Source organism: Streptacidiphilus sp. EB103A, from assembly GCF_041261405.1.
In the GTDB taxonomy this organism is placed as follows: Bacteria; Actinomycetota; Actinomycetes; order Streptomycetales; family Streptomycetaceae; genus Streptacidiphilus.
In genome coordinates this window covers 120,859-138,407 of record NZ_JBGCAQ010000026.1, presented here as the reverse complement: position 1 = coordinate 138,407, position 17,549 = coordinate 120,859, and the positions used below count along the sequence as shown (strand labels likewise).

The 17,549-nt window shown below is 67.7% G+C and carries 17 protein-coding genes and 4 pseudogenes; 9 read left to right on the top strand and 12 right to left on the bottom strand.

Going from position 1 to position 17,549, the window contains the following annotated elements; all coding sequences use genetic code 11:
- Window positions 1-115: 115 nt before the first annotated feature.
- The 7 genes and pseudogenes from ABH941_RS35090 to ABH941_RS35060 all read right to left on the bottom strand — a co-directional run bounded on the left by ABH941_RS35090 (window position 116) and on the right by ABH941_RS35060 (window position 6,639).
- Window positions 116-481, bottom strand: coding sequence for a transposase (locus tag ABH941_RS35090; protein ID WP_370134051.1), 366 nt, complete (start codon window positions 479-481; stop codon window positions 116-118).
- Window positions 482-594: 113 nt separating this feature from the next.
- Complete coding sequence (locus tag ABH941_RS35085; RefSeq protein WP_370134049.1) at window positions 595-816, bottom strand: hypothetical protein; 222 nt, start codon at window positions 814-816, stop codon at window positions 595-597.
- 258 nt (window positions 817-1,074) lie between these two features.
- Entirely contained in the window at window positions 1,075-1,674 is a 600-nt protein-coding gene (locus ABH941_RS35080; protein WP_370134047.1) for a flavin reductase family protein, read from the bottom strand.
- 726 nt (window positions 1,675-2,400) lie between these two features.
- On the bottom strand, window positions 2,401-3,273 hold the full coding sequence (locus ABH941_RS35075; protein ID WP_370134044.1) for an IS982 family transposase: 873 nt from the start codon (window positions 3,271-3,273) through the stop codon (window positions 2,401-2,403).
- A 135-nt stretch (window positions 3,274-3,408) separates the two neighbouring features.
- A complete protein-coding gene (locus ABH941_RS35070; RefSeq protein ID WP_370134042.1) occupies window positions 3,409-4,548 on the bottom strand; it encodes a glycosyltransferase in 1,140 nt (379 codons plus the stop codon).
- A gap of 172 nt (window positions 4,549-4,720) precedes the next feature.
- Window positions 4,721-5,733 (bottom strand): annotated as a pseudogene (locus ABH941_RS35065) (maleylacetate reductase).
- A 35-nt stretch (window positions 5,734-5,768) separates the two neighbouring features.
- A pseudogene (locus ABH941_RS35060) lies at window positions 5,769-6,639 on the bottom strand (dioxygenase).
- Between the two features lie 86 nt (window positions 6,640-6,725).
- On the opposite strand from ABH941_RS35060, the pseudogene ABH941_RS35055 reads away from it, so the two are divergent.
- Window positions 6,726-7,010, top strand: a pseudogene (locus ABH941_RS35055) (CoA-transferase); the annotation flags it as partial.
- A 91-nt stretch (window positions 7,011-7,101) separates the two neighbouring features.
- Here the strand turns inward: ABH941_RS35055 and ABH941_RS35050 are convergent.
- The 3 genes from ABH941_RS35050 to ABH941_RS35040 form a co-directional block, all read right to left on the bottom strand.
- Window positions 7,102-7,461: a nuclear transport factor 2 family protein gene (locus tag ABH941_RS35050; RefSeq protein ID WP_370134039.1), complete on the bottom strand. Its 360-nt coding sequence runs from the start codon at window positions 7,459-7,461 to the stop codon at window positions 7,102-7,104.
- A 44-nt stretch (window positions 7,462-7,505) separates the two neighbouring features.
- Window positions 7,506-7,802, bottom strand: coding sequence for a hypothetical protein (locus tag ABH941_RS35045; RefSeq protein WP_370134036.1), 297 nt, complete (start codon window positions 7,800-7,802; stop codon window positions 7,506-7,508).
- A gap of 262 nt (window positions 7,803-8,064) precedes the next feature.
- Window positions 8,065-9,315 (bottom strand): acyl-CoA dehydrogenase family protein, encoded by a 1,251-nt coding sequence (locus ABH941_RS35040; protein WP_370134033.1) that lies wholly within the window; start codon window positions 9,313-9,315, stop codon window positions 8,065-8,067.
- Window positions 9,316-9,481: 166 nt separating this feature from the next.
- Here ABH941_RS35040 and ABH941_RS35035 point away from each other — a divergent pair, with 166 nt between their 5' ends.
- The 3 genes from ABH941_RS35035 to ABH941_RS35025 all read left to right on the top strand — a co-directional run bounded on the left by ABH941_RS35035 (window position 9,482) and on the right by ABH941_RS35025 (window position 11,547).
- On the top strand, window positions 9,482-9,625 hold the full coding sequence (locus ABH941_RS35035) for a hypothetical protein (protein WP_370134030.1): 144 nt from the start codon (window positions 9,482-9,484) through the stop codon (window positions 9,623-9,625).
- Window positions 9,625-10,107: a VOC family protein gene (locus ABH941_RS35030; protein WP_370134027.1), complete on the top strand. Its 483-nt coding sequence runs from the start codon at window positions 9,625-9,627 to the stop codon at window positions 10,105-10,107. The genes ABH941_RS35035 and ABH941_RS35030 overlap by 1 nt, the downstream gene beginning before the upstream one ends.
- Window positions 10,108-10,251: 144 nt before the next feature.
- Window positions 10,252-11,547, top strand: coding sequence for a PucR family transcriptional regulator (locus tag ABH941_RS35025; RefSeq protein ID WP_370134024.1), 1,296 nt, complete (start codon window positions 10,252-10,254; stop codon window positions 11,545-11,547).
- A 499-nt stretch (window positions 11,548-12,046) separates the two neighbouring features.
- On the opposite strand, the gene ABH941_RS35020 is transcribed toward ABH941_RS35025, so the two are convergent.
- The gene (locus ABH941_RS35020; RefSeq protein ID WP_370134021.1) at window positions 12,047-12,544 is read right to left on the bottom strand and encodes a MarR family winged helix-turn-helix transcriptional regulator; all 498 of its coding nucleotides are present in this window, start codon (window positions 12,542-12,544) and stop codon (window positions 12,047-12,049) included.
- A gap of 138 nt (window positions 12,545-12,682) precedes the next feature.
- Here ABH941_RS35020 and ABH941_RS35015 point away from each other — a divergent pair, with 138 nt between their 5' ends.
- From ABH941_RS35015 to ABH941_RS34995, 5 genes and pseudogenes are all read left to right on the top strand, one after another.
- A complete protein-coding gene (locus tag ABH941_RS35015) occupies window positions 12,683-12,850 on the top strand; it encodes a hypothetical protein (protein ID WP_370134017.1) in 168 nt (55 codons plus the stop codon).
- 113 nt (window positions 12,851-12,963) lie between these two features.
- Complete coding sequence (gene ribA / locus ABH941_RS35010) at window positions 12,964-13,626, top strand: GTP cyclohydrolase II (RefSeq protein ID WP_370134015.1); 663 nt, start codon at window positions 12,964-12,966, stop codon at window positions 13,624-13,626.
- 244 nt (window positions 13,627-13,870) lie between these two features.
- Window positions 13,871-14,098: pseudogene (locus tag ABH941_RS35005) on the top strand (NADP-dependent oxidoreductase); the annotation flags it as partial.
- Between the two features lie 448 nt (window positions 14,099-14,546).
- The gene (locus ABH941_RS35000) at window positions 14,547-14,795 is read left to right on the top strand and encodes a zinc-binding dehydrogenase (RefSeq protein WP_370134012.1); all 249 of its coding nucleotides are present in this window, start codon (window positions 14,547-14,549) and stop codon (window positions 14,793-14,795) included.
- A 358-nt stretch (window positions 14,796-15,153) separates the two neighbouring features.
- Window positions 15,154-16,173, top strand: coding sequence for an NAD-dependent epimerase/dehydratase family protein (locus ABH941_RS34995; RefSeq protein WP_370134010.1), 1,020 nt, complete (start codon window positions 15,154-15,156; stop codon window positions 16,171-16,173).
- On the opposite strand, the gene ABH941_RS34990 is transcribed toward ABH941_RS34995, so the two are convergent.
- Window positions 16,170-17,489, bottom strand: coding sequence for a DNA-binding protein (locus ABH941_RS34990; RefSeq protein WP_370134007.1), 1,320 nt, complete (start codon window positions 17,487-17,489; stop codon window positions 16,170-16,172). The genes ABH941_RS34995 and ABH941_RS34990 overlap by 4 nt on opposite strands.
- Window positions 17,490-17,549: the final 60 nt, after the last annotated feature.

The window sequence follows — 17,549 nt, the reverse complement described above, 5'->3', positions numbered from 1 at the left end:
ACCGCAAGACCCCCGAAACGATCACCCGGAAATCAAGCCGGTGGATCCGGGCTCAGCAGGTATCCCGCGGCATTACTGACCAGACGACATAAGGCACCTAATGCCGATGTCGGCATTAGTCGCCCTTCTTGACGAAGCCGGTGTCGTCGATGATCAGGACACCGTCGGGGGCGCCGAGGCGCTCGGCGATGTAGGCCTGGAGGTCGTCGCGGACCTGGTCTGCGTCCCAGCGGGCCCCTGCGAGCAGGTGCTGCAGCCGGTGCGGGGCCGAATGGCCTGCGTACTCGGCCAGTTGCCAGCTGTTCTTGCGGCCTACCAGGCCAAGGAGTCCTTGCACGTAGTCCCGCATCCGCCGCCGGGGTTCAACCCGGCCGAAGCGGGCCCCGACTCGTAGGAGCAGTTCGTCCAGTTCCTGGTCCCACGTTTCCGTGGGCAGATCATTGAGCACATCCGTGGGCTGTCCACCGGGCTGCCACGGCATGCGCCGGGGCACTCGTTCGTGCGACTTGCCCGCGAAACCGCCTCCGGCCCCACAGCAGCCCGGCTACACTCACCGCCACCAGGCCGCTGACCAGGACATACGGAGAACTCTCACTAGAGTACTAGGACGTTCTCGCCAGCCTGGCAGCCGCCCGGGGCACGCCCGCCGAGGCGGGGCGGTGAGGGCGTAACGGGTGGCGGCGACGGCGGCGCGCGCTTCTTCGGCCGACTCGACTTGCCGCCGTGTTCCTTGGCGTGGTTCTCGAACCACTCACCGATGGTGAGGCCGATCCGGCCCGGCCGCGTGCTCGCGATGATGATCTTCAGCTTGGCCATGGAAAGTCGTCTACTCCTTTGATACTGGACGCGGGGTGCGGCGACATGTGTGTCTCAGGGCACTGGGTCGAACAGGCGTTTTCGGAGAGGACGCGACGCTGCGCAGGTGATCGTCAGTTTCCCACGTTTGCCTGCCTCATCGGCTACCGCTTCCATGGCGCTGACTGCGTGAATCGTCATGAAGGAGCTCCTGTTCTGGGTGGAGATCCGCCTGACTTCGACTCTGGCGCGGTGGGTGTGTATCGAGATGCGATCGCGCTAGTACGCGGTCGGGACCAACTGGGACAGCTCGCTCAGCTGATGCCAGGTCCGGTTGTGGTAAACCAGCGGACCCGAAGCGTCACTTCGGGCGTCGGCGCCCGTCGGCGCATGGTGCGCGTGGGTGGCGTTGACGACGACGAGCGTCGAAGCCCCGGCTGTGCAGGTGGCCGCGATCCTGCCCCGGATGCTTACCGGTGCCGCGACGAAGTGCGGCTCGCCGGTCGGCAGCCGGGTCCAGGCGGCGGTGTCCGCGAAGCGGTCCGCTCCGCTCGTCGCACAAAGACGTGCGAGGTCGACCTGCCCGGCCCCCAGTAGGTGTACGACCACGGACGACGACTCCAGGATCGTCGGTGTCGACGAAGAGAGGGTCGAGACGGAGAACACGAGAAGAGGGGGCGTTGCGCTCACTGATATCACCGATGTCGCGGTCAGGGCGACCGGACCTCGGCCGGCGTCAGCGGTCACTACCGCAACGCCGCCCGCATGGTTGCGAAACGCCTCGCGGAAACCGTCAGGCGACAGCCCCGGCTCCAGAGAAAGTTCGTCGATCAGCGCGACGTGCTTTCGCGCCTGCTTGTAATTAGTGAGTTCAGACATCGGCGGCGTCTCCAGTCAACATCGACGAAACGATGTATTCATGGAACCCGAAGGGCCGACCTGCCCTCTTGCCCGATCTCACCAAATTGTCCTTTGCCGATTGCGCCGACGAACCAACGTCTCGTCGAGCGACTGGTTGCGTGGTCGGCGCGGGAGAGCTCGCATCTGGGCCGATGACGGCCCCGGGCCGCAACGCGGCGCCCAGTTCGAGTTGCTGGGTCCCGATCTCTGGCCGAGCGGTTCCTCCGTGCGCTTGACGCGATAGATGACGGTCTACTTCGCCACGAAATCAAGCGCGAGCCGCGTCCTGCGGTCGGCAATTGGGATTGCCAGTACACCCGCAACGTCTCGCGCAGCACGCGCGGCGTCTCTCCGCTTCCGCTCAGCTTGTTTCACGGTGTCGGGCTCGGTGTCGCCGGGCTCGACCGGTTCCTCCCCCTCCGCGCGGGTGATACGGCTCGCCCTCGTGGGCAGCGGGCCGGAGTTCCGGGTGGACTTGTTGAAGACGCGGTTTTCGTGCCGGTCGCCGCGGCATCTCCACCTCGAGCTCATCGGCCAGGAACTGGCGGGCGAATTCTTTGTCGGCGTCCGCCACTGTCCCGGCTGTGGACGCGATGACTTTGTTCGTGGTTGTCGGCTTTGAACGTGATCCGGCTGCGCCGCTGGGGCGGGCGTGTTCTCAAGCGGTCGGGGGTCGTCCGGACTAGATGATCTATTCCAAGGGGTTCAGTGATCGTAGGCAGTCAGGGCGCGCATGGTCGGCTGGCCGGTGTGGTCGTTGTGCCAGATCGCGGCGGTGAGAGCGAGAATGCGCTGTAGGACGCGGACAGCCACGCCGCCGGGGGTGCGGCCTCGGTGTCGTTCGAGGTCGAGTTGCCCTTTGAAGGTCTCGTTGATCGACTCGATGACCTGCCGCAGCGGCTTGAACAGGTGCGATCCCGGCCGCTCCGCCTCGCCCTTGCGGGCCGGCCGCAGCAGTCGGACGTCCAGCTCTGCCAACTGCCGCTCGAAGTCGTGGCCGAAGTAGTTCTTGTCGCCGATCAGCGTCTGCCCCGGTCGCTCGACTATGAGCTGCGGCTCTACCGCGAGCAGGTCCAGCAGCGTCTCGCGCTCATCGGCTTTGGCCCCGGTCAGCGCGAAGGCGACAGGAAGGCCGTGCAGGGTGCAGACCAGGTGCAGCCGTAGCCCCCAGAAGTAGCGGGTGTGGCTGGCGCAGTACCCGTACTGGGCCCATCCGGCCAGGTCGGAGCGCTTCACGGTCTCGCGGGAGCGTCCGCACTCCACAGGTGTGGAGTCCACGACCCACACGTCGTCGCTCCACAACGTGGTGTCCCGTGCCAGTATGCGGGTGACGTGTCGGATGAGCTCGGCGGACTTGCGCAGCCGCTTGTTGTAGCCGGGCTGCTTCGGCAGGTACGGGAACAGGTAACGCAGGTGGGCGTCGGCGTGCCTCAGCCAGCGGGCCTCGGAGGTGAAACCGAGCATCGCCTGCATCATCGCCAGCGTCACCAGCTCCGCGTCACCGAGCTGTGGGGCGATACCCACCGTCGGCCGCCAGGGAGCGAGCAGCGGGGAATCCCTGAGTAGGTCGTCGGTCATCACATAGAGTGCGGTCGCGAGGGAGTCCAAGTCAGTCTTCGCACACCGACGTTGGACTCCCTCTTTCCATGCGCGCAGGCAGTCAGCGCGGGTTCAGGGCAATCCAGAGTTGCCGCACACTCACTTCGATGGACTTCAGCTTCGCTGCGGGGTTGATCGGTAGAGCCCTTCGAGCAGGGGAATCGTCTGCTCGGCTCCCGGTAGCGCGTTGATCTCCTCTCGGACCCGCTCGGCGGCGCGGCGGTAGGCGCCGTCGGCGAGCACAGCCGATACCGTCATGCGCACTTCCTCCGGGGTGACAGTGACCGGGTCCAGGACCTGGGCGGTACCGAGTTCGACGCACCGCTGCGCGTTGTATGGCTGGTCCGCGCCCAGGGGGAGCAGGACCGACGGCAGGCCGTGGGCGAGCGCTCCCATGAGGCTGCCGGAGCCTCCGTGCGAGACGACCAGATCGCACTGCGGCAGAAGCAGCTCCTGCGGAACGAACTGTTCGACCCGGACGTGGTCGGGCAGCGGCCCGAGCTCTGCGGGGTCGACGCGCTCACCGACGGTCACGACCACGTTCACGGGAAGCTCCCGGAGCCCGGCCATGACCTGGGAGAACAGGTCAGTGGTGTTGTTCACGGTGCCGAGAGTGAAGTACACGGTGGGCGTGCGCGGCGTGGCGTCAGCTGGACTGATGGCTGTCTGTCGGAACGAGAAGGTGCGTGCCGGCAAGGGGAAGCGCGGGTTTCGGAAGCTCGGCGGGAACGGCGACAGAACCAGGTGCCGGTCCAGCATGGCGAGTTCGGGGTCCGGCGGCAGGCCGTATGCGGATCGCAGCTCGTGCAGCGGCTCGGCGACGACGTCCTTGCGCAGAAAGCCCCCGGCCGCGAGCACAAGGACAGTCGCGCAGGGAAGTCCGAGCGAGTCGGCCGCGATCGCGGTGCCGAAGTCGACCTCGTCACGCACCAGGACATCAGGCTTCCACGCACGGGCAAGTTCAAGAACCGCCGCAGCATGCCGCCGAGCCCCGCGCCGGGCGAAGCCCTCTGCCAGCTGCCGAACATCCGCTTCCGGATAGGGTATCTCCACCGTCCTGCGGTCCGCGGCTTCCGCGCGTCTGCGCGGCTCGCTCGTGGCGAAGGCAGTGAACCCGGCGGCTGCGATCTCGGGCCCCCTCCCGCCCGCACCGGCAATGGCGACCGTGTGACCTGCGGCTTGAGCTGCTCGGGCCACAGGGATGAGAGGGCGGAAGTGACCGCTGCCACCGATGAACGTGAACAGGATTCGCATCGGGCGAGGCTACCGACAACGGACCCGTCCGAAACCAGCGGCTTCGCGCAGAACCGGGAACCGGGCTGACAGCTGACATGGCAGCGCACCCAAGACACCAGGCCCTACATACTCGCCGGTAAACCGTGCTCCCGACCGCCAGCGACCAGCGCGATCCCTTGGAATAGATCATCTAGGCGGCACGCAGGAGGTGGCCGAGGCCGTCTGCGGTCACCTCACGGGGGTTGGCGTAGGGGTTGGCCAGCGCGACCTGGACGATCCGGTCGATGGCGCTCTCGGCCATGCCGAGTTCCTGCAGAGACCGCGGAGCACCGAGCCGCCCGGCGAGGTCCCACAGAAAGGCGGCCGGGTCTACCGGGGTGCCGAGGGCACGGCCGAGCGCGGCCACCGCCTTGGGCGCCGCGCCCTGGTTGTAGGCGAGGGCGTGCGGGAGCACCACGGTGTGGGTGGGGGAGTGGGGCAGGTCGAGGGTGCCGCCGAGGGCGTGGCAGAGCTTGTGGTGCAGGGACATGGTGGTGGCCCCGAGGCAGGCACCGCACAGCCAGGCGCCGTACTGGGCCCGGGCGCGGGCGGCGAGGTCGGTGCCGTCGGCGACGACGTCCGGGAGTGCGGCGGCCAGCACCCGTACGCCTTCCTCGGCCATCAGGTCGACGCTGGGGGGAGGCGTCGGGCGCGTAGAGGGCCTCGACCGCGTGCGCGATCGCGTTCATGCCGCTGGCCGCGGAGACCGCCGCCGGCACGGTCACGGTGAGCGCGGGGTCGTACAGCACCGAGACCGGCAGGACGCGTGGATCCCGGCCGGTGCGTTTGACGCCGTTCTCCGTCACACCCCACACGGGCGTCATCTCGGAGCCGGCGTACGTCGTCGGTACGGCGATGACCGGCAGGCCGTACCACAGAGCGACGATCTTTCCGAGGCCGATCGCCGAGCCGCCGCCGACGGCGACGCAGCCGTCCGCGTTCACCTCTTTCGCACGTCGTTGGGCCTCGCCCGCCGACTCGGCGGGCACGTGCATACGGGCGTGGGGGGTGGATGTCCACCGCGCGTGGGCCGATGAGGCCGGCGACGGTTACGGCGAGCTCCCGCTGTCCGGGCGAGCACAGCACCATGACCCGCTTGAGGCTCGCGTGGTCGATCTCGTCGGCGAGCCGGCCGAGGGCGCCGGTGCCCATAACCACCCGCATCGGCAGTGCCTCGTAGCTGAAGGCGAGCGGCGTGTTCACCGGGCGTCCTGGTCCGTAGCCGGTTCGACGGTGATGTCGAAGTCGGCCAGCCGGAACGGAGCGGTGATACTCGTGGGCCCGGTCCTCGTCGTCGACCTGCGCGAAGTCGACGACGAGGCTCTCCTTGACGGCGAAGACGGCGTCCGAGTCCAGGTAGGGGCCGTCGGCGACGAAGATGTGCGTTGTCAGCGGCCGGTGGCCGTCGGCCTCGACGATGAAGTGGATGTGCGCCGGGCGATAGGGATGCCGCCCGGTGGCGCCGAGCAGCGCGGCCACCGGGCCGTCGGTCGGAATGGGGTAGTGGCTCGGCACGACCGTGCGGAACCCCCCGGCCTTCGTCGTCGGTCCTGAACAGCCCGCGTCCGTTGCCCAGAGGCTGGACGTCGGGCTGCTGCACGTCGTAGAAGCCGTCCTCGCTGCACTGCCACACATCGGCGCTCGCTCCGGTCAGCGGGCCGCCGTCCGCCGATGTGACGCGGAGCGACACGACACAGGGCGTTCCGGTGCCCAGGAGATCGATGTTGTCCCCGCTCTCGCGCTCGGGGGACTCGACGACGTGGAAGGGTCCCAGGACGGTGCTCTCGGTTCCGCCGCCCTGCTCGTTCACGTTCTCGACCAGCATGGAGACAGCCAGCACGTCAGAGAGCAGGATGAGCTCCTGACGAATGGGGTCACATTTCTGCCCTACGGCCGTGAGGTAGTCCACCGCGTACTCCCACTCCTGGATCGTGGGCGCAACTCACGGACGTAACCGTGCAGATGGCGCACGAGCCCTTGGAGCAGTTCACGCAACCGCGGGTCCGGGGTGTCGCGGAAACTGTCGACGGCTGCGGCGGTGATCGCTTTCGTCGCCTCGGTTGCGGGCATGACATACCTCCAGTGGTGGCGGGCGATCGCGGAAACGGATCTCGATGGACGAACTGGCCGGTGCCATCGCACGTGACATCCCGGCCGGCTCCGGGGCCAACTGGACCACCGGCAAGCCCGACGACATCCCTGCCGTTGGCGGCGCCATGGATCTCGCCATCGGCGCTAAGGACGTCTACGTGATGATGGCGCTCTTCACCCGCTCCGGTGAGCCGAAGCTCGTGCCGCAGTGCACCTACCCGCTCACCGGGGTCGGCTGTGTCAGCCGCGTCTACACGGACTGCGGCATCTTCGACGTCGGCCCGAGCGGCGTACGGATCCGGCAGACGTACGGCGTCAGCGCCCACGAACTCACAGAACAACTCGGCATCCGCCGTCTTGGGTTGAGCGTCGAGTCGTGTTACAGCGAGGGACAGGAACCGGGGAAGATCGGAACCACCAGATCCCGCCCCGCCCGGCCGGTCAGGCGCCGTCGTTCTTCGGGATGAGCACCTGCAGCTCCGTGATCAGCCCGTCCGCGTCGACGGTCACGTGCTCGATGCCGCTCTGGGATCCGAGTCGGCCGTCGGCGGCGCGCCACGCCGCTATGAAGCGGACCTCGATCGTTCCTTCGTCGAGCACCGTGGTGGTCCACACGTGCTTGCTGTCGGCCATACCCAAGTAGAGATTTCGGTAGAACTCCGTGATGTCGGCCAGGCCGGTCACCGGAGGGAGTTCGCCGAACTGCACAGTGGCCTTCGGCGCGAACACCGCCTCAAGCTGCTTCAGTGCTTCGGGCTCGTGCACCGCGCGATCGACGGTCGTCATGTAGCGATCGACCACTGTCTCGATCGTCCGAGTCATTCGCTTTCCTTTCTGGTGAGGTGTCAGCCCATCAGGGCTTTGCCGAGCTTGGCGCCGACCGGAGTGGAGGCGGCGCGGATCCAGGTGCTGCGGGCGATGCGGTTGGCGGGCGTGAAAGAGTGCCGCATGAGCAGGGCTTCCTTCTGGTGACGGGTGCCGAACAGCGGCGCACCAGAGACGCATTGGAAGCGCTGCCACAGCGCCCGGTCGTCAAAGCTGCCGCGATGCCGTTCGCTTCCTGCGGTCCCCCGGGAGCGGGCGTAGACGTGATCGCCACCGGCGACAGGATGGTCGTGGCCGAAGAGCGGCAGCTGTGGCAAGGGCGCTTCCGAGCACGCGTGCCGGGCTTAGGAGCGAGCGCCTGCAGACGCGACAGTTCGTGCCCGCCAACGGGAGCCGATTTCGCGGCGGCGTCACCGCAACTGCCGGGTGAGCACACGCGGGGCAGAGTTGGACACGTCGACGCCCGCCGGCTGAGCGAGCACATTGAGCCTCTGATCGAGGACCCATCTACCAGGGGTTTCACCGCATTATCAGCCCAACTGTCCGGTCCCGGCATCAGGTTGAAATGGCTCGTTGGCCCTAAACGGTGTTCAAGTCCAGCCCGAAGTGGGCCCTCGCCGTCGTCACAGTGATGACAGGCACGTGCTCCGCGATCTGCGCCTTCGACATCTGCGTCACCAGGAAGTAGTCCTGCAGCGGCAGGCCCTTCCGCGCCACCGAAGAGCCCACTGAGCGGAACAGCAGTTCAGTGGCCTCGTGCGACAGCCGACACGACGCGTACAGCACGTTGCCGAGGGCGACCCAGTCCTCGAAGGGTGGGATGTCACCGCTCGCCCAGCGCTCGCCAAGACGCTCGTAGTCGCGGGCCGCAGTGAGAAGGACCGCCTGCGCCGCGTCGATCGTCGCCCGCGCCTGGCCCCAGATGCTCTGGCCCTCTTCGTGCTTGTACCGCTCGACCAGTGGCGGGTACAGGCGCTTCTTGGTCAGGATGGTCTCTTCATAAGCATCGAGCGCCGCCCACGCCGCACCGACCTGGACAGCCGCGAGCGAGGCCGGATACAGCGGCTGGACCTGGCCCAGGTACAAGGGGTTACCGGTGGAACGGGTGCCGTGCGTGCCTTCAGGGAGGTTCGAGTATCCCCATTCGAACAGGGGAGACACGTTCGCGGCCGGGATGAGGACGTCCTCCACGACGACCGTGTTCGAACCGCTCGCGCCGAGGGCCATCGTGGCGTGTGCTCCCCAGTCGTCCCGTACGGTGTAGTCGCCGCGCGGGAGGAGAACCACAGCTGGGACGGGGTCACTGCCCTCGGCCAGGATGAGCGTGCTCACCATCGCGTGCGTCGAGTACGGGACACCGGACGAGTACGGCCACACCCCAGTGAGGCGGAATCCGCCTTCCGTGGGGACGAGCCCGCCTCGGGGGGTGACGGAGTGCGGCGCGATGAAGACGCCGTCCTCGCCAAAGGCCTCCCGCACGACCTCCTCCGGAAAGTGCGCGACCAGGGGGATCGTGTGACCGGTCCCCAGGGTCAGGCACCAGCCGATGCCGGGGTCTCCGCGCGAGATCTCGATCATCGTCCGGTAGTACGTCTCCAGGCCGAACTCGTACCCGCCGTACTTCCGCGGCTGCACGAGGCGGTAGAAGCCGGCGTCCTCGAACGCCTTGTGGATTACGGCGGAGTACTTGCCCTCCTCCGCTGCTTTCACGCGATTCTCGCGGAGAGCCGGGCGCATCGCCGCGGCACGGGCGATGACCTGCTGCGAGGTGAGGTCCGGCTCCGGTACCCGGAGATCGCCGATCACAGCGGTTGTGTCGTTCGACGACATCGTCGTTCCCTTCGTCCGCTCCTTCTCACCCGGCCTCGTTGCCGTGGGATGAGGAGTGGATCGAGTCAATCCCCCCGCACTCCCGCGTCGCTTGCCCCGATCCGCCAAATCCGGCGCAGCGGATTGCCCCAGGGAGGCAAGCGAAATCGGGGGGCGCCGAACGAGCATGAGAGACGGCTGCTCGACGAACGCGCAGTCCTACGACGAAACGACGGAAGAGTTGGTGGCGATGGTCGACGAAGACTTTTCGTACCCACTGGCGGATCAGGCAGCGAGCCTGCGCGAGCTGGTCGAAGAAGGGCGCTTCTGATGGCGAGTGTCCAGCACCTGGCCGTACGCGTCTCCGACATCGAGCGCTCCACGAGGTTCTACGTCGAGACATTCGGCGGTAAGGAAGTCCTCCACCCCTACCACACCGGCAAGCAGATGACCGAGATTATCTTCGGTCTGAAGGACACCGACTACCGGATCGGATTCATCGAACTGCCCGACGGCTTCGGCCTCGAGCTGTTCCAGTTCCTCCCCGATCGCAACCCTACGATCGGCGTGCCGCAGCCGGAGGCGTCGTTCATGCACTTCGCCATCGCCGTCGACGACGTCGAGGCCACGTTGGCGCGTGCAGTGGCGAATGGCGGGGAGGGCTTCGGCGATCCGGCCGGGTGGGCGCCGAGCGATCCCGCGAAATACGCCTACGTCAAGGACCCGGACGGCAACATCCTCGAAGTGAACGACACCACGTGGGAGCGCATCCTGCACTCCGCGATCGAGCTGTACCCCGAGGCCAAGCAGTAACATGGGCAGAATCGAAGGGAGGGCCGGAGCACCGTCCCCGCCCCTCCCGCCAGCGCCACCCCTTCAGCGGGATGTGTGCAGAGAGTGTCCTGCCGGCAGGCCCGACCACCTCGGGCGCTCGCGACGATGCGAGAGGGGATGCGGATGTTCGCCATCGGATCCTGGGTGTGTCAGCTGCACCCCACCGCTCCCCCTGATGAGCTGGAGCCGACCTGCCTCCCGGAGACCTGGAACCGGACCGTTGCCGGCATCGGAATCGGGGCATCCTCGTGGGCCGTCGAGTTCTGTCACGAGCTCGCGGGACTCGCAGTCGACCCCGACATCCTTGCCCTCCGCCGCGCAGAGGCCACGGAAGAGGTGCGCCCCACCGCCGAGGCGGTCGTCATGGAGGCCCTGGTGTCTCTTTGCCTCGGCCGGCCGGTCCCCACGACGGTTCCCACGGAGACCACCCGACAGATCGCCCGAGCCGTGAGACAACGGATTCCGCTCGAGCGCATACTCGCGTTCCAGCGAGCTTCCCATGCTCGCTTCAGCGACGCCCTTGTCTCTGAGTTCCGCCGCCTTGTGCCGCCCGATCAGCAGTCGGAGGGACTCTCCGACCTGTCGCGGTTTCTGGTCGACCTCGTGAGTTCGTTCTCGCTCGCATGCAGCGCCGCATACGCGGCCGAGGAGCAAGCATGGCTCACCAGCATCGACGGCTCGCGTGGGAAGCTGCTCAGGGCTCTGCTGCGTGGCGACCACACGGACCTGGACCCCGCCAAGGCGCTGCGGTACGAGCTCGCGAACCGGACCCATGTCGGCCTGATACTGCGACGCGACGCGTGCGACGAGGACGCGGAGTCGGAGGGACTCGATCGGGTGGCCGCCAAGCTCCTGACGCGCATCGGCGCGACCGCACACCTGGTGATCCCGTCGGACCATCGCGAGGTATGGGCATGGGGCGGGTTCACCGACCCGCGGAGCGCGGCGGTCCGCTCGATCCCCGTGGTGCCGGGTGCCCTGGTCGCGGCCGGTCGCCTGTCGCGCGGCCTCGATGGCTTCCGAGCCACGCACGAAGAGGCGAAGGCAGCGACCCGCGTCACGCTGTACTCGGCCGCCCGCTCACGCGGCCGCACGGTCTTCTTCGAGGACGTCCGGCTCGCGGCGTTGCTCACCTCGGACCCGGAGCGGGCGCAGAACTTCGTCCGGGACGAGCTCGGGGCCCTGGGACATCCGCGCGAGGCGATGCTCCGGGAGACCGTGCGCGTCTACCTCGAATGCAACTGCAGCCCCGCGACTGCAGCGGCGCGGCTCAACGTGGTGAAGAACACCGTCGTGTACCGCATCCGGCGTGCTGAAGAGGTTCTGGGACGAAGCGTAAAAGAACAGCAGGGCATTCTGTGGGCGGCGCTCCACCTCGTCGACGTCGTCGACCCCGTGGAGTCGCAGTATTCGGCCTGACGACAGAGCGCACAGGCAGTGCGCCGTAGCGCCCAGCACCGCGGAGGCACTGTCGTTGAGCGGGCTGGCGTTGCCCGCCGTGATGGTGCCGCCCTACGGAAGACCGGCGTGAGCCCGGCCAGCACCTCCGGCGTGGATCTGGGCCGGATGCTCTCGTCACGCGTCAGATCGACGCCCTCAACCGGCACCACCAGGTCATCGTAGAAACCCGACTCCCAAGCAAGCGCGGTCTGCGGAAAGGTGCTCCCTCGCACTGGCCAGCTGGAGTATCGCCATGCCCCCGCTGAGACGCATGGTCCTGGGGTCCGACCACAGCCTCGACGAGCTCCGAGCCGCGGTCGCGCAAGCCGTGCAGACCTTGCCAAAAGGAGACGGGATCCCACCGAAGGCATAGCTGTCGAGGCTTGTCTTCCAGCTGGGCGATGGGTTTCCCACTGATGCGGCTCGCTCGCGCCCTAGCCGGAGCCCAGTGCTGCTGGGCTGAATGTTCTCGATCCCGTCAGCGGCGCCAAGGGGGTGCCGTGGTAGCGGCGACGCCTTGCGGGTCGGTGAGGGCAGCGAGGATGGTTTCGCAGATCTCGCCGAGTTGGCGGGTCTGTTCGGGGGTGAGGTGGTCAAAGACCGCAGCCCGGACGGTGGCGACGTGGCCGGGTGCGGTCTGCTCCAGCGCCGTCATGCCCTCGTCGGTCAGGATGGCGAGCTGGCTGCGCTTGTCGGTGGCGCACTCCTCGCGGCGCACCCAGCCTTCCGCCTCCAGTCGACTCACCACGTAGGTGAGCCGACCGCGGGCGATATTCAGCCGTTCGGCGAGGTCTGTCATCCGCAGGCGCCGCTGGGGGGCGTCGGAGAGGTGGACCATCACCGTGTAGTACAGATGCGTGATGCCCGCCGTACTCCTCAACTGCTGGTCGAGGGTGTCCTCCAGGAGTGCACTTGCACTGCAGTAGGTGCGCCAGGCGCGCTGTTGCTCTGCATTCAGCCAGCGAACTTCCTCCATGCGGAGGATCGTAACAGTCCTTAAATTTTGAAGCAATCTGCTCCGAAAGTGCTTGAAATTTGAAGTTCTCCGACCTAGGGTGACTCGCATCGAGTGCTTAAAAATTGAAGCACATGTTCTGGGAGCTGCCACAAGACCATGATCCCGCTCGGCCTCGGCGCGTTCATGGGTGCCCGCATCGCCCTCGACCGCTACAAGGCCCGCGTCCCCCTCTACGTCGGAGGAGACGTCGAGGGCCTCGACTCCGCAGATCCCAACGGCGTGCTCGGCCTGTACCCGGTCAACCGCGACGGCACCCAGGGCTGATCCCCGACCCCGCACGGTCTGCCCGGCCGGTCGGAGTCGGCCGGGCAGACCGTGCGGCCCAACTCCACGCAACCCCCGACCCCACCGGGTCAATCGCACACCCAGGAGCCCCCATGCACGACATCCCAGCCGCAACCGTGCGCACTCGCGTCCACGTGCCCTTGCGCTTCGCCGACGGCTACACGGTGAACGCCGAGCTGGTCACCTTCCATGGCCTGGCGGACGGCCGGGAACACCTGGCCGTGGTACTCGGCGATCCGACGCCGACGCGTCCCGGCCCCGGAAAGGGAAGCCAACCCCCGCTGGTGCGCCTGCACTCGGAGTGCCTGACCGGAGATGTCTTCGGCTCGGCCCGTTGCGACTGCGGTCCCCAGCTCCGTGAAGCGGTCGAGCGCATCGCCGATAGCGGCGGCGTCCTGCTCTACCTTCGCCAGGAGGGCCGGGACATCGGGCTGTACAACAAGCTCGATGCGTACGCGCTCCAGGACCAGGGGTTGGACACCTACCAGGCCAACCTGGCCCTCGGCCTGCCCGAGGACGCCCGCGACTACACGGCCGCCGCCCAGATGCTCGGCGCTATCGGCATCAGCGAGCTGGACCTGCTCACCAACAACCCGGACAAGGCACAGCAGTTGGGCGATCTCGGTATCTCGATCGCCCGAACCGTCCCCACGGGCGTGCACTCCACGGCCACCAACCTTCGCTACCTGCACGCCAAGGTCCAGCACACCCACCACACCATCGCCCTGGCACCGATGCCGGGCCTGGTCGGCTGACCCTCGGAATGCCGCGGATGTCCAGAGTCAGGCCCGATGCCACTCTCGCGCCTCTGCTGCCTGGATAATCCGGAGGCCGAGGGCAGTGTCTCGATGTCCTTCATGAGCAGCCGGCAAGTCCCGCCCTTGGGCCAGAGCCCGGGTACATGGAGGACCGGACGGCCGCTCCTGCAGAGCCTCGCGATCCAAAAGACTTCAGCCAAACCCGGCCCTCCTGGGCCACTTGACACCTTGTGGAGCAGACATGAACCGACAGACACGAGCTGTGCGATTCGACCGGTACGGCGGCCGTGACGTTCTGTATGTCACCGAAGTCCTGGTGCCTGACCCTGGGCCCGGGGAAGTCGTCGTCGAAGTTCGCGCCGCCGCAATTAACCCGTTCGACACGATGATCCGCTCCGGAGTGATCCGGGAACTGTTCCCCGCGACCTTCCCGTCCGGCCAGGGCAGCGACCTCGCCGGGGTCGTCGTTGCCGCCGGTGCGGGCGTTGAATGGCCCGCCGTGGGTGACGAGGTGCTGGGCTGGACGCCCGGCCCGTCGGCGCAGGCCACGCATGTGACCGTCCCCGCCGCCCAGTTGGTGGCCAAGCCGTCCCAGCTGAGCTGGGAGGCGGCGGGCTCCCTGCACATGGTCGGCAGCACGGCCTACGCTGCTATCCGCGCCGTCGCTCCCCAGCCCGGAGAGACAGTAGCCGTGTCCGCCGCCGCAGGCGGGGTCGGCACCTTCCTGGTGCAGATGCTCGCGGCCCAGGGCGTTCGCGTACTCGGTATCGCCTCCTCGGCCAACACCGAGTGGCTGGAAAAGCACGGCGTCGTCCCGGTTCCATACGGCGACGGTCTGCGCGAACAGCTCCAGCAGGCGGCTGGAGCCGACGGAGTCGACGCCTTCATCGACCTCTACGGGCCGGAGTATCTCGATCTTGCCGTCGCTCTCGGCGTGCCGCCGGAGCGCATCCAGACGACCGTCGCCATGGAACGTGCGGGGCGCCCACACCGCGGGTCGCCACAATGCGACCGCGAGGGAGATCCAGGAGGAACTGGTCGACCTGGTCGGCTCGGGCGCCGTCGAGATTCCTATCGCTGCCACGTTCCCGCTCTACCGCGTCGTTGACGCCTACGCGGAGCTGGAACAGCGCCACACCCAGGGCAAGATCATCCTGATCCCCTGATCCCAGCCGCCCGGTCTTGGCGAAGAGGGGCTGCCGTCCAGGGGGCGGTTGCGGAACTCGGCGACCCGTCGGTCCAGGACCTTGGCCATCTCGCTGCAGAGGGACTTGGGCGAGGAGGGCGGCACCGCTCGCCGAGATCGCCAAGGCCCACGAGCGTGTCGACGCCGGTGGACGGGGTGGTGTCCTGGTCGACATCCCCGCCTCAGCCCTGGGGGTGGACGCCCTTGGGGCTGCCGCTGGCCGTGATGGTCACCGCGGCCTCGGTCACCGACCACAATCCCACTGAGGTACGGTCCGTCCGACGTGCTCTGAGCTGCGGTGCTGGCCCGTTGCAGAACGGCAGGGGAAGATCAGGTCCATGCGATTGCTGCTGCTGGGTGGTGGATGGTTTCTCGGGAGGGCTGTGGCGGAGTCCGCCCTGGCCCGTGGCTGGCAGGTGACGACGTTCAGTCGGGGCCTGTCGGGTGGAGATGTGCCGGGAGTGGAGACCGTACGGGGAGACCGGACGGTGCGGCAGGATCTGGCCCGGCTGGCGAAGGCTGGCCCATGGGACCTGGTTGTTGACACCAGTAGTTCGGAGCTGCCACCCCGTGATGTGCTGATGGCCGTCGAGGTGCTGGAGACGACCGTCGCACGGTGGGCGCACGTCTCCACAGTGTCCGTGTACAAGGGGTGGCCGCACGAGCCGCTGACGGAGGACTCGGAGGTGCTGGTGGCGCCTGCCGACGCCGACGAGTCCTTTGGCTTCACCGGGACGGACGGCAGCCCCACGCAGTACGGCTTTCAGAAGGCAGGGGCGGAGAACGCCGTCCTGAACGCCTTCGGGGACCGCGCGCTGATCATGCGGCCTGGAGTGATCCTCGGCCCGGGAGAGTACGTCGGTAGGCTTCCCTGGTGGCTTCACCGCGCCGCGCGCGGTGGCCCGATCCTGGCTCCCGCGCCGCCGGAGCTGCGCATGCAGCCCGTGGACGTCAGGGACGTCGCCAAGGTTACCCTCGATCTGGCCGCAGCCGGCGCGCACGGCCCTTACAACGTGGCCCACCCGGACGGCATCACCTGGGCCGGCTTCATCGGCACATGCCTGGACGTCACAGGCGGGTCCGGCTATCCCGTATGGGCAGACAGCGCGGACCTGATCCGCCACGGAGTGAAGCAGTGGACGGAACTGCCGCTGTGGCGCACGCACAGCGGCGTGTGGTCGGTGGACCCCTCGCGGGCAGTAGCGGCAGGGTTCTCACCCCGGCCCCTGGAGGAGACGATCGCCGACACCTGGGCGTGGCTGCACGGCGGCGGCCAGGCCGTTCCGCACCCGCGTGCCGCAGAGCACGGGATCGCCCCGGCCCGCGAGCAGCAGTTGCTCGCCGAGCTGAGCGGTTAGCCGCCGATGGCCAGCAGGCCTGGTGACGCGCCGAGTTGACGCGGCGCCGACCGGCGAGTGAATTCCTCCAGTTGCTCGCCGAGTTCGGTTGCCAGCTGGGAGCCCTGGAACTGGGGGGCGGTGAGTGCCCGCCGAACGTGGTGGGTGCGGTTGAGCAGGCCAGTGACGCGCTGCTCGGTCACGACCTCCAGCAAGGTGCGGATCGCCGCGGCGGCCCCGTCGAGGTCACCGGCGATCAGCCGCGCCATGGCCAAGTCGGCTGCGGCACCGCCGCGCACCGGAGCAGACTGCTCCCCGGCCGGCATTGCGGACACCAGGTTGAGGGACTGCTGGGCGAATCGCTCTGCCTGGACGGGGTCGCGGAGCAGCAGCATGCTCGTCGCGTGCGACATGTTGAGCCGGGCCTCCGGGAACCCGAACTCACCGACTGGCTGGTGGAGATCGTCGACCGTCCCGGTGTCGACCACCAGGGACTGCTCCACAGCGCGCCGTGACCCGTCGCTGTCCCGCAGATGGGCGAATGCCCGCGCCTCGATCGCGTAGAGCCGGCGGCGGCCGACATCTCCGACCCCCGGATGCGTCTGCGCCCGTTGGATGTGTCGCACGGCCTCCTGGGGGCGCTGCTGGAAGTAGGCGATCGTGCCGAGGGAGCCGTCCGCGAAGGCGAGGAGGGGGGAGAACCGCGAGGCCTCGCCGTACACCCTTGCGGTGCGGGCCATTTGCGCGGCCTGGTCGAGGAAGCCCAGGTCGAACGCCGTTTGTGAGAGCAGCATGCAGGTCTTGCCCAGCTGCACGGTGATGTCTTGGAGTTGAACGGGAACCTGGGTGCGTTCGCGCCACAGTTCCAGGGTCTCGCGCAGCTCGCGCGCCTTCTGGAACACGGTGTACGGCGCCGTGCTGTTGTAATGGCGGCCAAGGTCGTCGATGTCGGCCCGGACCTGGTCAATGCTGCTGTCGTTGATCGCCGATGAGGCGTCGTTGGCACCCTGCTGAGCTTCTTGCGCGCACATTTCCATCTCGATCTTCAAGTCCGGGGCGAGCTGTTGGGCCCCGGGTGGGACAGGTAGCGGGCCGGCGGGAGCGGGCCGCAGGAGCTGGTGGGCCGGATACCCGAACATGTGCTCCAGAATCCGGCAGGCGTCGCTGTTCGGCATGCCGACGATCTGGCCGTGAATCCATCGACGCCACGTCTTCTCGGCGATGGTGAGCTGCTGGCCAGTGACCACTTTGCTGGCCTTCTGGTACTCCAGGTCGGCGGTGGCCCACTTCCAGTCGAGCTCGTCCACGAGGCGCTTCAGCAGCGTGTCGTCACCCATGGAGCTCCTTCCCGCTGGTGCTGTCGGAACAGCTTCGGTACCAGGGAAGGGCATCGAGAT